This is a genomic window from Dongia sp., assembly GCF_041905885.1.
In the GTDB taxonomy this organism is placed as follows: Bacteria; Pseudomonadota; Alphaproteobacteria; order Dongiales; family Dongiaceae; genus Dongia.
Genome location: NZ_JAYRKD010000020.1, coordinates 1 through 13,918, shown reverse-complemented (window position 1 = coordinate 13,918; position 13,918 = coordinate 1). Strand labels below are relative to the sequence as shown.

Sequence of the window (13,918 nt, the reverse complement as noted above, 5' to 3'; positions counted from 1 at the left end):
TGAGACATGCTGAACATTCGCATCGACAATATCGGCGAGAGCATCAAGACCACGAAGCGGGCGATGCGCGCCAAGCTTCAGGACCTGAAGAAGATCATGGCCGAGGTCGAGGACGATCTCAAACGCGAGGTCGAGGTGGTCGCCAACGCCCGCGCCAAGGGCGGCAACACGGTGCCCATCATCGAATACCAGGACATCGTCGATGAGAAGGTAACCGAGGCGACCAAGGCGGAGCTGCGCCGCCGCGGCGTCGCCGTGGTGCGCGGCGTCTATCCCAAGGCCGAGGCCCAGGCCTGGAACGACGAGCTCGGCGAGTATCTCGCGAAGAACCGCTACACCGAGCGCAAGCCGGCGCCCAAGGTCAAGGACGAGTATTTCAGCAAGCTCAAATCCGACAAGCCGCAGATCTTCGGCATCTACTGGTCGAAGCCGCAGATGCAGGCCCGCACCCATCCGCACTCGGCGCGCACCCGCGCCTTCATGAACCGGCTGTGGAAGTTCGAAGGCGAGGGCAAGAAATACTTCGATCCCGACCGCGAAACGCTCTATGCCGACCGCATCCGCCGCCGCGAGCCCGGCGACAAGACCCTCGGCCTCTCGCCGCATATGGATGCGGGCTCGGTCGAGCGCTGGCTGGACGACGAGTACCAGCATGTCTTCCGCCATGTCTTCTCCGGCAACTGGCGCGCCTACGAGCCCTTCGACGGCGCCGGCCGGGCCGAGACCGACGAAATTCCGTCGCCGGCGGTCTGCAGCATGTTCCGGAGCTTCCAGGGCTGGACCGCGCTGACCCCGCAAGGCCCCAACGACGGCACGCTCCAGGTCATGCCGATCACCAAGGCGATGGTCTACCTGCTGCTGCGCCCGCTGCTGGACGACGTGCCGGAAGACGTGCTCTGCGGCGCCGAGCCGGCCCGCGCTTTCTCGATCGAGCCGGAATGGCACCCGCTGCTCACCCCGGCGCTGTCGTCGATCCCGCATGTCGAGCCCGGCGACACCGTGTTCTGGCATCCCGACATCGTCCATTCGGTCGAGGACGAGCATCGCGGCCAGGGCTACAGCAACGTGATCTATATCGCCGCCGCCCCTTACTGCGCGAAGAACGCCGCCTATCTTGCCAAGCAGAAGGAGGCCTTCCTTTCCGGCCGAAGCGCCCCCGATTTCTCGGCCGAGGATTACGAAGTCGATTTCGAGGGCCGCGCCACCGCCGCGGACCTGACCGAGCTCGGCAAGAAGCAGATGGGCCTGCAGCCCTGGTAAGTACGGAGTAGATTCAGTGGAAGAGACCTGGCGCTGGTTCGGCCCCAAGGACAAGGTGCCGCTGCAGCATGTGCGGCAGGCGGGTGCCACCGGCATCGTGACCGCCCTGCACCACGTGCCGAACGGCACGGCCTGGAACGTCGACGACATCGCCCGGCGCAACGCGGAAGTGAAGGCCGGCGGCATGCGCTGGTCGGTGGTGGAAAGCATCCCGATCTCGGAAGAGATCAAGACCCGCACCGGCGACTGGAAGAAGCATCTCGAGGCCTATGGCCAGTCGATCCGGGCGCTGGCTGCGAATGGCATCGACACCGTCTGCTACAACTTCATGCCGGTGATCGACTGGACCCGTACCGACCTCTTCTACAAGATGCCGGACGGCTCGCTCTCGCTGCGCTTCGACGCCAACGAGTTCGCGGCCTTTGACCTCTTCATCCTGCGCCGCCAGCATGCCGCCGCGGAATACACGCCGGAACGGATCGAAGCCGCGCGGCTCTGCCATGAGGCGATGACCCCGGACCAGCGCGAGAAGCTGACCCGCACCATCATCGCCGGCCTGCCGGGTGCTGAAGAGAGCTACACCATCGAGATGCTGCGTGCCGCCCTCGACAAGTATCGCGGCGTCACCAAGGACGAGTTCCGCGACCGGCTGGGTGAGTTCCTGGACGCGATGACGCCGATCGCCGAGGAAGCCGGCGTGCGCCTGGCGATCCATCCCGACGATCCGCCGCGCTCACTCTTAGGATTGCCGCGCATCGTCAGCACCCAGGAGGACGCGCGCTGGATCCTGAACCGGGTCGAGAGCCCGAACAACGGCCTCACCTTCTGCACCGGCTGCTATGGTGTGCGGCCCGACAACGACCTCGTCGCCATGGCGCAGGAATTCGCGTCGCGCATCCATTTCCTCCACCTGCGCTCGACCAAGCGCGAGGACGATCCCGAGAGCTTCTTCGAGGCCGACCACCTGGCCGGCGACGTCGACATGGTCGGCGTCATCACCGAGGTGCTGAAAGAAGAGCGGAAGCGCGAGAGTGCCGGTCGGCGCGACAAAGAGATCCCGATGCGCCCGGATCATGGCCACCAGATGCTGGACGACATCGATAAATCGGTGAACCCCGGCTACTCCGCCATCGGGCGGTTGCGCGGCCTGGCGGAGCTCCGTGGCGTGGCGACCGCGGTGAAGCGGCTGCTCGGCCAGCCCTAGGACGACCAGTTCTTCTTGAAGTCGCCGAACAAGGTCAATCCGCCACAGGCGAAGATGGTCTGACCGGTGATGTAGCTGGCATCATCCGAAGCCAGGAAGGCGAACACCGAGGCCATCTCCTCGGCCGAGGCGGACCGTCCCATCGGGATATGCGATTCGACGTCCTGGCGCATCTTCGGGTCGTTGATCCAGCGCGCATTCATGTCGGTGTCGACCGCACCCGGCCCGACTGCGTTCACCCGGATGCCCTTGTCGGCATATTCCAGCGCCAGCGTCCGGGTCATGTTCTCCATCCCGCCCTTGCTGATCGAATACGCGATATAGCCCGGCTTCGGGATGATCTCATGCACGCTGGAGCAGTTGAGGATCACGCCGCCCGAATGCCTGGCCTCGGCGCCGTATCCCAAGCTCCCGGTCGGCCGGTTCAGGAAGTGCCGCAGCGCCGCCTGGGAGCAGAGCAGTGCGCCGGTGAGGTTCACGGCGATGATCCGCTCGTAGTCGCTGAGCGGATAGGACTCGCTCGGTGCCTCGGTCTGGATCCCGGCATTGTTGACCAGGACGTCGAGCTTGCCCCAGGCGCCGACCACGTCCTTGAACATCGCCTCGATCGCCTCGGCCTTGCCGACATCGGCCTGGACGACGCGGTGCCGGCGGCCTTCGAAGCCGTTCTCGGCGGAGATCGCCTGAACCGCTTTCAGCACATCCTCGGCCGCAGCCTTGGATCCCGCATAGTTGATGGCGACGGTGGCGCCTTCCGCGGCGAAGCGCTCGGCGATGGCGCGGCCGATCCCGCGCGAGGCACCGGTGATCAGGGCGAAGCGGCCGTCCAGCCGGCGGCATTGGCTTGTCATGGTGGGGTCCGTTCCTGGCGTTGCTCGGCGCAGGAACTAACCCAACCGGCGGGGTCAGGCAACCCTAGTCTAGGCGCGCGCCGAGAACAGATACCGCCCGTACTTCACCGCGAAGAGCAGGAAGCCGGCGGCCCAGAGCAGGCCCGCTGCGGCAACGGTCTCCGGGTAATCGGTCGGCAGCCAGGGGGCGAGGACGCGGGTGACGGCGCCGAGAATGACCAGGGTATAGATCGCCTGGGTGCCGCGATCGGCGACCAGCGGCCGGCCGGTATGGCCGAGACTGGCCCGCGTCATCACCGCCAGGGTCATCGTGCCGACGGCGCCCGCAGTCAGCGCATGCAGCGCCGCCGTCGCCATGATCCGCTCCGGCGCGATCGCCGAAGCGCCCAAGGCCAGCAGCCCGACCACCAGCCAGAGATAGCCGAGATGCAGGATGACGACGAGTGGCTCCTGGAAGGTGCGTTGGCCCTGCCAGCGCGCCAGCCGGATCGCCTGCACCACGGCCGCGACCAGCAACAGGCCGCCGGCCCAGGCCGCATCCGGGAAGACGGCCCAGGCCAGCATGGCGATCAATGTCGCCGCGACCGCGGCCTTGTCGATCAAGCCGAAGGGCGCGGGGAAAGGCTCGCCCTTTTCCTTGGCCAGCCAGTTGCGGGTGAAGCTCGGCGTGATCCGCCCGCCGATCAGCGAGATCAGGGTGGCGGCCAGCGCGATCGCGAGGTGCGCGCCCAGCATCGGGTCAACCGAGGTCCAATCGGGCAGGAAGGTCACGATATCGGCGAGCGCGAAGGCGGCGATCATCGCCACCACCGGCAGGTTGCGCTTGTTGTTGCCGGCGATGATCTCACGGAACGCAGCGCCGGACAGCGCCAGCCAGTAGAGCAGCTCGAGGACGATGCCGACTTCCGGCCCGATCACGCCGGTCGCCTGCAGCACCGCACCGATCCGCCCCAGCAGCCAGAGCCCGAGCAACCCGGCCAAGGGTGCGCCGGCGACCGGCAGCCGCCCGGTCCAGTTCGGAATCGCGGTCAGCAGGAAGCCGCCGATGATGGCGCCGAGGAAACCGAACAGCATCTCATGTGCATGCCAGCGCATCGGATCGCCCGCGACGACCAGCTGGCCAGTGAAGAGGCATGCCCAAGCCGGGATCGCGATGCCCGCGAACAAGGCGCCGCTGAAGAAGAGCGGACGGAAGGCGAAGCTGAAAAAGGCCGGGCCGCTGTAACGCCGGCCGCCGATCTGGATTTCGGACATGAACCGACTCTACTCTATGTCGCGAAGCGATGCACCTGGGCCAAAGGGTCGCGGGTTATCGGGCGTCGTGGAAGATGATGCCGAGGGTGAAGCGTTGGCCGCTTTTCACCCGGCTGACGCCATGGCGCATCGTCACCCGGTAGACTCCGCGCCTACCTTGAACGGGACGCTGGTTGACGGCGAAGAGCACCACCTCGCCCTGGCGCAAGGTCACCACTTCGCCGCGCGACTGCATGCGCGGCCGCTGCTCGGTCAGCAGGAACTCGCCGCCGCTGAAGTCTTGCTCCGGGTCGCTCAGCAGGATGGTCGCCTGCAGCGGAAAGGCGAGGTCGCCGTAGAGATCCTGGTGCAGGCAGTTGTAGTCCCCGGTCTGGTATTTCAGCAGCAGCGGCGTCGGCCGGGTCTGGCCCGCACCGTGGCAGAGCTTCAGGTAATCCGCGTGCCGCGCCGGATAGGCCTTGCCGCCGGTCTGCGCCTGCCAGCGGTTGGCGGTCTCCGCGAGATGCGGATAGAGAGAGGTGCGCAAGGTGGCGATCGTCGCGGGCAGGGGTGCGGAGAAGTATTTGTACTCGCCGCTGCCGAAGCCATGCCGCGCCATTACCACGCGGCTCCGGAACGGCGCCTCCTCGTTGTAGAGCGCCGCGAGATCCGCGCATTCCTCGGGCGTGAGGATCGGCCCGGTTACGGCATTGCCGCGCGCATCCAGATCGGCGCCGAGGCGATCCCAATCCAGTCCGGCAATACGCTCGGCGATCGATTTCGGCATGGTGTCTCCTTCACGAAACACCTAGGCGCGACGATACCGCGCCGCACTCCGGATCTTGCGCCCTCTCAATCCGATCAGGCTTTGAGCCAGGGCTTGGCCCAGCCGAGTCCGTCGGCGGTCTTGCCGCGCGGCCGGTATTCGCCGCTGACCCAGCCGGAATAGCCGAGCTCGTCGAGCAGGTTGAAGAGCGCCGGGAAGTTGATCTCCTGCGTCGAATCCGGCTCGTTACGCCCGGGCACGCCGGCGATCTGCACATGCCGGATGATCGGCTGATGGTCGCGGAACGTCTTCAGCAGCCGGCCCTGTGTCATCTGCAGGTGATAGGCGTCGTATTGCAGGAACACGTTGTCCGCGCCCGACTTCGCAATCAGCTGCAGCGCGATCTCGACACCGCAATTCAGATAGCCGGGAAAATCGATCGGGTTCAGCGGCTCGAGCATCAACTGCACGCCGGCCTGTTTCGCCAGCGGTGCGGCCCAGGCCAGATTGGCGGCGAAAGCTTCGAGGGTCGCGCCGGCCGAGGTCAGCCCGGCCATCACATGCAGCCGCGGGCAATCGAGGGTATCGGCATAGTCGAGTGCCACCTCGATCGCCTCGCGGAACTCGGCCTCGCGTCCGGGCAAAGCGCCGATGCCGCGGTCGCCCTGTTCCCAGTTTCCTTGCGCGGTATTGAACAACACCTGCTGCAAGCCCGCCCCGGCCAGGCGCGCCGCGATCTCCTTCTTCGGAAATTCGTAGGGGAACAGGAACTCCACCGCCTCGAAGCCGCATTTCCGCGCCGCCGCGAATCGGTCGAGGAAATCGTGCTCGGGAAACATCATCGAAAGATTGGCGGCAAGGCGCGGCATGCTGTGCTCCGGTCTAACGGGTCATTTTCACGGCGGTTGCGATCGGAAGGAAGAAGCTCAGCGGGCGGCTCGTGAATGGCAGGAAGCCAAATCGTCGATAGAAGCCGGCCGCGCGCTCATCCTTTGCATCGACGACAAGCGCGAATATCGCGGGTTCCGCGTTCATTGCGCGTGCCAAAGCGTCATAAAGCAGCGCCGAACCGAGCGCCTTGCCGGCATGGTGCGAATCCACGGCAAGCCTTCCGACCAGGGCTGCGGGTATGACGGCGTAATTCGGCAGTCGGCTGACGAGATCCGCCGGCAACTCGGTCAACGGAATGCTCGACGCGGCCAAAGTGTAGTAGCCTGCAACGCTGACGTCATCTTCCTGAACCGCGACGAAACAGTTGGAGACGCGTCGTCGAGCGTCCTGGCTAGCCTGAGTCCGCAGATATCGATCGAGCGGTTCGACTCCGCATGAAAAGGAACCGCGATCGTGCTTCGCCGAAAGCAGCTCAATCGTGAATGAGCCGCTCACCGAGACTTGATGATCAGGCGTTCATGCGCCGACTTTGCGCGGCGAAGTGCGCGAGCCGGGTTGGGTGGATTGAGCAGCGCCTCGGCAAGCGCCCGCTGATCCTTCACCGAGAGGCGGATCACCTGAGCTTCCTCGATCGTCCGGCGCGCGGCATCCTGGGCTGCGGCAACGACAAAGTCGCTGACGCTACGCCCTTGGATCTCGGCGGCACGTTTAACGACCGCGAGGGCGTCGGGGGAAATTCGCGCCTCCACGCGCGTAGAACGGAGGGCTTTCTGGGCCATTGAATGATCTTCCTTCCTCCGTCAATGTACGGTGTTTCACCGGACATTTCAAGGGATCGGATACTTCGCCACCAGGGCCGCGACCTGATCCTTGCTGAGCAATCGGGTCGCATGGCCTTGCAGCAGCAGATAGAGCTTGGCGGTTTCCTCGAGCTCCTCGATCGCGTTGACCGCGGCCTCGAGCGAGGTGCCGGCGACGATCGGACCGTGGTTGGCGAGCAGCACGGAACTGTGCTTGGCGGCAACCGCCCCGACCGCATCGGCCAGGGTCGGATCGCCGGGCGGGAAATAAGGCAGCAGCTTCAACTTGCCCACCCGCATCACATAGTAAGCCGTGATCGGCGGCAGCGCGTCGTCGGGATCGAGGCCGTCCAGGACCGAGACCGCGACCGAATGCGTCGAATGGAGATGCACCACGGCACCGGCCGATTTCCGCGCGCCGTACATCGCGATGTGGAGCAGGCTCTCCTTGGTCGGCGCATCGCCGGCGACATGCTTCCCGCTGTCGTCGAGCTTGGAGAGCCGCGCCGGATCGAGGCGCCCCAGCGAGACATTGGTCGGCGTCATCAGCCAGCCGCCTTCGACCCGCATCGAGAGATTGCCCGCACTGCCGAAGGAGAGGCCGCGCTCGAACATGGAGCGGCCGAAAGCCGCCAGGGAATCGCGTGCCTTGGTCTCTTCCGTCATCTCAGCATGTCCAGGGCCTTCATGAAGAAGTCCTCCTGGCCGAAGTTGCCGGACTTCAACGCCAGCGCCATGCGCGGCGTTCCGATCGCGAGGCAAGCCGGCACGCCGGGATCGATCTGCGGCCCGATCTGCAGCGCCTTCAAGCCGAGTCCCTGCACCACGGCGCCGGAGGTCTCGCCACCGGCGACCACCAGCCGGCGCACACCCGCGGCGACCAGGCCCTGGGCGATCGCGGCCAGCGCCTGCTCGACCAGTTCGCCGGCCCGTTCGCGGCCGAGCTTGTCCTGCACCGCCTTCACCGCCTGCGGCGTGCCGCCGGCATGGATCAGGACCGGGCCTCCCGCCAGCTTCGGCTTCGCCCAGTCCAGCACGGCAGCGACCTCGCGCTCGAGATTCCCCGCGAGCTTCAGTGGATCGAGCGCCAGGGCCGGATGCTGCGCCCGGAAAGCCGCGACCTGTCCCATGGTTGCCTGCGAGCTGCTGCCCGCAACCACTGCGCCCAAGCCACCGACGGCTTCCAGCGGCGCCACGGCATCGCGTTTCGGGATCAGTCCCGCCTGGCGGAAATTCTCCGGCAGGCCGATCGCGGCGCCGGAGCCGCCGGTCACCAGCTTCATCTCGGCGCAGGCGGCGCCGAGGGTCATCAGGTCCTCGTCCTCGATCGCATCCACCACCGCATAGCGCACCAGCTTGCGCGTCAGATAGCCGAAGCTGGCGCTGATCGACGAGGCGCCCTGCTTGACCGTGGTGATCGGCACCAGATCGACGCGCGCCCGGGTCTGGCGAGACAGCACGCGCACGAGATTGGCGTCCTTCATCGGCGTCAGCGGATGATGCTGCATCGGCGAATCCGAGAGCAGCAGGTTTCCGACGAAGAGATGGCCTAGATAGATGGTGCGGCCGGTCTCCGGGAAGGCCGGGCAGACCGTGGTCAATCCGGCATCCAGCTCCTCGACCAGGGCATCGGCGACCGGGCCGATATTGCCCTGGTCGGTGGAATCGAAGGTCGAGCAGTATTTGAAATAGAACTGCCGCGCGCCGGCGGTCTTCAGCCAGCGGCAGGCTTGCAGCGACAAGGCAACCGCTTCCTTGGCCAGGATGGTGCGCGACTTCAGGGCGACCACAATCGCTTCGGCATCGGGCAAAGCAGTGCCCGGCGTGGGCACACCGATTGTCTGCACCACCGACATGCCGCGCCGCGCCAGGGTGTTGGCGAGGTCGGTCGCGCCGGTGAGGTCGTCGGCGATACAGCCGAGGATGAGTGGCATTACTTGGTTGTGGCGATTCGGGTCACGGCATAGGGACGAAGGGCGACGGTGCCGACCTTCTTCGTCTTCTTGCCCGATTTCGCGAGGAAGGCCAAGTCGGTCGTCGCCTTCGCGAAGCTGCCTTCATCCAGCACCGCGACTTCCGCCGCGCCGTCGAAGCCGGATACCTTCACCGTCTGCGGCTGTGCCGTCAGGTTGGCGAGCCAGAGCACCGGGCCGGCCTTGCCTTTATAGGCCAGCGCCGCGATCTTGCCTTCGTCGCCGATCTCGGTCGCGATCAGCTTCGATCCATCGGCCGCCGCCAGATCCTTGATCAGGTGGTAGACCGGATAGACGGCGCTGCCCTTCAGGCCGTCGAAGTAAGGCTGCGCATGCGCGGTCTTGGCATAGACCATGCCGGCCGGACCGGTGGTGGCGCCGAGCGTCACCACCTGCACGCCGCCCTTGGCCCAGGCGCTCACATAGCCGACGCTCCAGGCCGCGCCGAAGATGCCGCGCTGCCGCGGGTCGATCTTGGAGAGACAGACTTTCTCGTTGTTCGGGTTGTCGACGGAAGCGGCACCATAAGGGTTGTTGCGCGCCGGAATGGTGCTGGGACCGAGGTGATAGGGAATCTTGCCGAGGAAGCTCCGCGTGGTCTTGATCTGATAGGGATGCGCCTCCAAGGTCTCCATCACCGAGACGTCGTCGGCCGCATGCACGATCGGGCTGGTGGTGTGGGTCACGTAATCCAGCACGCCTTCCGGCGGCCGCTTGCGGTTGAGTTCGGTGAAGAAGGAGAACATGCCGCCGCCGGCATGCGAACCGGGGAAGAGTTTCTTCACCGCCGCGGCCTGCTCGGCGAAGCTCGGCGCATCGGGGAATTTGCTGCCCGGCAAGGTGCCTTTGAGATCGACCGCCGGCGAGGTCGAGACGGCCGCCGGCTTGATCCCCGCCTGTTTCACCGCCTCGGCGACGCGCGCCAGCTCCGCTTCCGCCGCCGCCTTGCCCGGCAGCAGCACTTCCAGGATCACCGCGGCGCCGGTCGCATCGGCGAGCCGCTTGAAGTTCCGGATCGGCCCCGTGATGTCCGACTCGCGGGCGTCGACATGGCAGACCAGATGCTTCGGGCCCGCCGCCTTGATCGCTGCCGCGGCCGCAACCGAAGCCGCCGCCTCTTCGATCGGCACCGCGACGCCCAATTCCGGCATTACACCGCCGGCACGGCCGAGCGTCACGTCGATCTTCTTCGCCGCCCCGGCCTTCTTCGGCCGCGGCATCTTGCCGGTGAAGCGCAGCGAGACTTTCTGGGTGAAGGACTTGCCCGCCGGCATGGTGTAGGGCCAGGGCTCGCCCAGAGGCCGCACGTAGGTCTTGAACGAGGCGTCGCTCCAGTTGCGGTGATCCTCCATCTCGAAGGCATAGCCTTCCATCCGGCAGGTGACCGAGAGCCCGTCCATCACCTTGTGCTTCAGCGCGCGGATGTCGGTGAAGGGGCAGGCCGGGTTCACCAAAGCGGGGAACTTGCTCTTCTCCTTCTTGCCCGACGTGTATTCCACCTCGACCGGAAAGCCGGCGACGCCCTTCAAAGGGTGCAGCACCACGAAGCCGGTGCGGTTGGTGGTGAAATCCTGCTCCGGCGTCGCGGTCGCCTCGAAATCGAGATCGCCTGCGGCGTTGCAGGTGATGGTCGCGTCATAGGCGATGGTTGCGGCCGCATCGCCGCAGCGTGCGTGGTAGCGGATCGCGAAGCCGTCCTTCTTCTGGCTGAGCTTGAGGTTGCTGATCTCCGGCGCGAAGGTGCCCCAGTTCTTGTCGCGCACCAGGAAGGCGATGGCGCGGATCACCTCGACATCGCCGACCCGGATGTAGCGCAGCGCGCCGTTGCCGAACTCGACGCTGAGCGCCCCCGCGCGCATGGTCTTGCTCTTCGGGTCGACCGATTCCGTGCCGGTCAGCTTGATGTTGCGGCTCAGTTTCGCGGCCATCTTTCTCTCCTCAATCCTTCTAGAGCACCCGGCCCGATTCCGGATCTATCAGCACCGCCCGGCCGATGTCCACATAGAGGTCCAGGCTCTCGCCGGGGCCTTGCACGTCATGGCTGGCAAGCTCCGCCATGATCGCCTGGCCACCCAGCGGGAAGGTGATGAAAGCGCGAGAGCCGGTCGGCTGCAACAGCTCGACGGTCGCCTTCACCTTGACCGCCTGGCCGGAGAGACTGCCGGGATCGCGGCTGAAATGCTGCGGCCGGATTCCGAAGACAACCGGGCGGCTGGCGACATCCGGCCCGCTGCGCAGGGCGAGCGCGGAGCCGTCCACGAATTTCACGGCGGCGCTTGAGCCGTCGCGCACATACTCCGCCGGGATGAAGTTCATCTTCGGCGAGCCGAGGAATCCCGCCACGAAACGCGTCGCGGGCCGTTCGTAGAGATCGAGCGGGGTGCCGGCCTGCTCGATCAGGCCGTCCTTCAGCAGCACAATCCGGTCGGCCAGGGTCATCGCCTCGATCTGGTCATGGGTCACGTAGATCATGGTGACGCCCAGCTCCTGGTGGAGTCGCTTGATCTCCGACCGCATCTCGTCGCGCAGCTGGGCGTCGAGATTGGAGAGCGGCTCGTCGAACAGGAACAGCTTGGCGTTGCGCACGATCGCCCGGCCGATCGCCACGCGCTGGCGCTGGCCGCCGGAAAGCTGCCGCGGCAGCCGCTCCAGCAGGTTGGTGATGGCCAGCATCTCGGCGGCGCGGCGAACGCGCTTCTCGATCTCGTCATTCGGGGTCTTGCGCGCGCGCAGGCCGAAGGCGATGTTCTCGAACACGTTCATATAGGGATAGAGCGCGTAGTTCTGGAACACCATGGCGATGTCGCGGTCGCGCGGCCGCACGTAATTGACCACGCGCCCGCCGATCTCGATCATGCCTTCGGTGATGTCCTCCAGCCCGGCGATCATGCGGAGCAAGGTGGACTTGCCGCAGCCCGACGGCCCGACCAGCACGGTGAACTCGCCCGAAGGCACTTCGAGATCGATGCCGCGGACCGCGGGGACCAGGCCGTAGCGCTTGTGGAGCTTGGTGATTTTCAGGTCAGACATGGCTTACCCCTTGACCGCACCCATGGAGATGCCGCGCACCAGGTAGCGCTGCAGCGTCGCCACGGCAAAGAAGACCGGAATGGTGCCGAGCACCGACATGGCGGCGATCTTGGCCCAGAAGTTGGACTGGCCGCCGAAGTAATGCGTGACCTGGACCGTGTACGTGATGACCTCGGTGCGGGTCAGCACCAGCGAGAACAGGAAGTCGTTCCAGGCGAAAACGAAGGTGAAGACCGAGGTCGCGAACAACCCGGTCCGCGCCATCGGGAAGACCACGCGCCAGAGCACCTGCCAGCGGGTCCAGCCGTCCACCAGCGCGCTCTCCTCCAGCTCGATCGGGATATCCTCGATATAGCCGCGCATCATCCAGATCACATAGGGCATGCTGAAGGCGGTGTAGAGGATGATCATCCCGATATAGCTGTCGACCCAGCCGAGGAAGACGTAGACCAGGAATATCGGGAAGACGATCGCGATCGGCGGCATCATGCGCTGCGAGATGATCCAGACCGCGAGATTCTCGCCGCCGGTCTTGAACCGCACCAGGCTGTAGGCGCACATGGTGCCAAGGATCATCGCGATGACCGTGGAGACGCCCGCCAGGACCAGGCTGTTCCAGACCGTAATCGCATCGCCGTCCTTGAACAGCACCTTGTAGTTCTCGAACTGGATGCTTGCGGGATACCAGACCGGTGGATAGGCGAAGATCTCCTCCGGCGTCTTGAAGCTGATGATGAACAGCCAATAGACCGGGAACAGGAACACCAGCGTGATGAGGGCGGCCGCGGCATAGCGCAGCGCCAGGGTTACGCCGGGCCGGCGCAGGAACGGGCGATCGACCGAGGTGACGCTCATTTTGCGAGTCCCATGCGCCGGATCGCCCAGGTGACGATCACCGTCAGCAGCACGATCACCAGGAAGGCGATCGCCGCGGTGTAGCTGGTCTCGAACTGCTGGAAGCCCTGGACATAGGTGTAGATCGAGATCGTCTCGGTCATGGTGCCGGGCCCACCCGCGGTCAGCGCCCAGATGATGTCGAAGATGCGCACCAGATCCAGGCCGCGAATGAGCAGCGCGATCGCCATGACCGGCCAGATCGCCGGCAGCACGATCTTATGAAAGGTGCGCCAGAAACCGGCGCCGTCGATCTCGGCTGCCTCGGTCAGCGACTTGTCGACGTTGGAGAGCGCGGCCAGCAGGATCAGGAACATGAACGGCGTCCACTGCCAGATCTCGCAGACCAGCAGGGCGGGATAGACCAGGTTCGGGCTGACGTTCCAGAGCAGCACCTTCTCCTCGCCGAGGAACCAGGCGATGGTCTGGTTGATCGGGCCGTAGCGGTGGTCGAACATCAGCCGCCAGGTGGCGCCGGCCACGATCGGCGAGATCACCGTCGGCAGGATCAGCAGCGAGACGAAGATCTGCCGGCCCGGCATCCGCTCCAGGAACAGCTGCGCCATGGCGAGGCCGAGGATGAGCTCTATCGGCAGCGCGATTGCCGTGATGATCACCGTGTGCAGCAGCGACTCCCAGAGCCGCTTGTCCTTGAACAGGTAGGCGTAGTTGTTCCAGGTGAAGGAATAGTCCACGTCGGTCATGGTCAGGCCCTGGAAGCTCACCACCAGCGAGTAGATGAGCGGGAACAGCCCGACCAGCAGCAGGATGAGAATCGCCGGCGCGATGATCCAGTATTTGAAGAACCGGTCCGGCGCGCGGCCAGGCGGGGTCATCGTCTCGGCGGTCATGGTTTGGATTCTCTGTTCGAAGCAGCCGGTCTGCGGCACCCCCACCCCAGCCCTCCCCCAAAGGTGGGGGAGGGAGAAGAAAGAAGCCCTCCCCCGACTGCGGGGGAGGGTTGGGAGGGGGTGCCCCAGACTCGGTTCATTCAGGCCTACTCACGCTTACTTCGG

At 65.6% G+C, this 13,918-nt stretch carries 14 protein-coding genes; 2 read left to right on the top strand and 12 right to left on the bottom strand.

Going from position 1 to position 13,918, the window contains the following annotated elements:
* Positions 1-6 precede the first annotated feature (6 nt).
* Both ACH2CY_RS18840 and uxuA read left to right on the top strand, forming a co-directional pair.
* Entirely contained in the window at positions 7-1,260 is a 1,254-nt protein-coding gene (locus ACH2CY_RS18840; RefSeq protein ID WP_395020866.1) for a DUF1479 domain-containing protein, read from the top strand.
* A 16-nt stretch (positions 1,261-1,276) separates the two neighbouring features.
* A complete protein-coding gene (gene uxuA / locus ACH2CY_RS18835; RefSeq protein ID WP_395020865.1) occupies positions 1,277-2,464 on the top strand; it encodes a mannonate dehydratase in 1,188 nt (395 codons plus the stop codon).
* On the opposite strand, the gene ACH2CY_RS18830 is transcribed toward uxuA, so the two are convergent.
* The 12 genes from ACH2CY_RS18830 to ACH2CY_RS18775 form a co-directional block, all read right to left on the bottom strand.
* The gene (locus ACH2CY_RS18830; protein WP_395020864.1) at positions 2,461-3,315 is read right to left on the bottom strand and encodes an SDR family oxidoreductase; all 855 of its coding nucleotides are present in this window, start codon (positions 3,313-3,315) and stop codon (positions 2,461-2,463) included. The two genes, uxuA and ACH2CY_RS18830, sit on opposite strands and share 4 nt — an antisense overlap.
* Before the next feature lie 69 nt (positions 3,316-3,384).
* Positions 3,385-4,569: an NnrS family protein gene (locus ACH2CY_RS18825; protein ID WP_395020863.1), complete on the bottom strand. Its 1,185-nt coding sequence runs from the start codon at positions 4,567-4,569 to the stop codon at positions 3,385-3,387.
* Positions 4,570-4,624: 55 nt separating this feature from the next.
* Positions 4,625-5,335 (bottom strand): 2OG-Fe(II) oxygenase, encoded by a 711-nt coding sequence (locus ACH2CY_RS18820; protein WP_395020862.1) that lies wholly within the window; start codon positions 5,333-5,335, stop codon positions 4,625-4,627.
* Positions 5,336-5,409: 74 nt separating this feature from the next.
* Positions 5,410-6,183, bottom strand: a complete 774-nt coding sequence (otnI, locus tag ACH2CY_RS18815) for a 2-oxo-tetronate isomerase (protein WP_395020861.1) — start codon at positions 6,181-6,183, stop codon at positions 5,410-5,412.
* A 13-nt stretch (positions 6,184-6,196) separates the two neighbouring features.
* Entirely contained in the window at positions 6,197-6,700 is a 504-nt protein-coding gene (locus ACH2CY_RS18810) for a GNAT family N-acetyltransferase (RefSeq protein WP_395020860.1), read from the bottom strand.
* Positions 6,697-6,984, bottom strand: a complete 288-nt coding sequence (locus tag ACH2CY_RS18805) for a DUF1778 domain-containing protein (protein WP_395020859.1) — start codon at positions 6,982-6,984, stop codon at positions 6,697-6,699. Before ACH2CY_RS18805 ends, ACH2CY_RS18810 begins: the two co-directional genes overlap by 4 nt.
* Before the next feature lie 48 nt (positions 6,985-7,032).
* Positions 7,033-7,671, bottom strand: a complete 639-nt coding sequence (gene otnC / locus ACH2CY_RS18800) for a 3-oxo-tetronate 4-phosphate decarboxylase (RefSeq protein WP_395020858.1) — start codon at positions 7,669-7,671, stop codon at positions 7,033-7,035.
* Positions 7,668-8,939 (bottom strand): 3-oxo-tetronate kinase, encoded by a 1,272-nt coding sequence (otnK, locus tag ACH2CY_RS18795; RefSeq protein WP_395020857.1) that lies wholly within the window; start codon positions 8,937-8,939, stop codon positions 7,668-7,670. Before otnK ends, otnC begins: the two co-directional genes overlap by 4 nt.
* On the bottom strand, positions 8,939-10,906 hold the full coding sequence (locus ACH2CY_RS18790) for a hypothetical protein (RefSeq protein WP_395020856.1): 1,968 nt from the start codon (positions 10,904-10,906) through the stop codon (positions 8,939-8,941). The genes otnK and ACH2CY_RS18790 overlap by 1 nt, the downstream gene beginning before the upstream one ends.
* A 19-nt stretch (positions 10,907-10,925) precedes the next feature.
* Positions 10,926-12,008 (bottom strand): ABC transporter ATP-binding protein, encoded by a 1,083-nt coding sequence (locus ACH2CY_RS18785; protein ID WP_395020854.1) that lies wholly within the window; start codon positions 12,006-12,008, stop codon positions 10,926-10,928.
* A 3-nt stretch (positions 12,009-12,011) separates the two neighbouring features.
* Entirely contained in the window at positions 12,012-12,863 is an 852-nt protein-coding gene (locus tag ACH2CY_RS18780; RefSeq protein WP_395020853.1) for a carbohydrate ABC transporter permease, read from the bottom strand.
* Positions 12,860-13,753 carry a carbohydrate ABC transporter permease gene (locus tag ACH2CY_RS18775; protein ID WP_395020851.1) on the bottom strand — a complete coding sequence of 298 codons (894 nt, stop codon included), beginning with the start codon at positions 13,751-13,753 and terminating at the stop codon, positions 12,860-12,862. Before ACH2CY_RS18775 ends, ACH2CY_RS18780 begins: the two co-directional genes overlap by 4 nt.
* Positions 13,754-13,918: the final 165 nt, after the last annotated feature.

Bases quoted from the DNA above. Each gene is read 5' to 3' on its own strand.
- ACH2CY_RS18840 (WP_395020866.1), top strand. From the start codon at position 7: ATGCTGAACATTCGCATCGACAATATCGGCGAGAGCATCAAGACCACG.
- ACH2CY_RS18830 (WP_395020864.1), bottom strand. From the start codon at position 3,315: ATGACAAGCCAATGCCGCCGGCTGGACGGCCGCTTCGCCCTGATCACC.
- ACH2CY_RS18825 (WP_395020863.1), bottom strand. From the start codon at position 4,569: ATGTCCGAAATCCAGATCGGCGGCCGGCGTTACAGCGGCCCGGCCTTT.
- ACH2CY_RS18820 (WP_395020862.1), bottom strand. From the start codon at position 5,335: ATGCCGAAATCGATCGCCGAGCGTATTGCCGGACTGGATTGGGATCGC.
- otnI (WP_395020861.1), bottom strand. From the start codon at position 6,183: ATGCCGCGCCTTGCCGCCAATCTTTCGATGATGTTTCCCGAGCACGAT.
- ACH2CY_RS18805 (WP_395020859.1), bottom strand. From the start codon at position 6,984: ATGGCCCAGAAAGCCCTCCGTTCTACGCGCGTGGAGGCGCGAATTTCC.
- otnC (WP_395020858.1), bottom strand. From the start codon at position 7,671: ATGACGGAAGAGACCAAGGCACGCGATTCCCTGGCGGCTTTCGGCCGC.
- otnK (WP_395020857.1), bottom strand. From the start codon at position 8,939: ATGCCACTCATCCTCGGCTGTATCGCCGACGACCTCACCGGCGCGACC.
- ACH2CY_RS18790 (WP_395020856.1), bottom strand. From the start codon at position 10,906: ATGGCCGCGAAACTGAGCCGCAACATCAAGCTGACCGGCACGGAATCG.
- ACH2CY_RS18785 (WP_395020854.1), bottom strand. From the start codon at position 12,008: ATGTCTGACCTGAAAATCACCAAGCTCCACAAGCGCTACGGCCTGGTC.
- ACH2CY_RS18780 (WP_395020853.1), bottom strand. From the start codon at position 12,863: ATGAGCGTCACCTCGGTCGATCGCCCGTTCCTGCGCCGGCCCGGCGTA.
- ACH2CY_RS18775 (WP_395020851.1), bottom strand. From the start codon at position 13,753: ATGACCGCCGAGACGATGACCCCGCCTGGCCGCGCGCCGGACCGGTTC.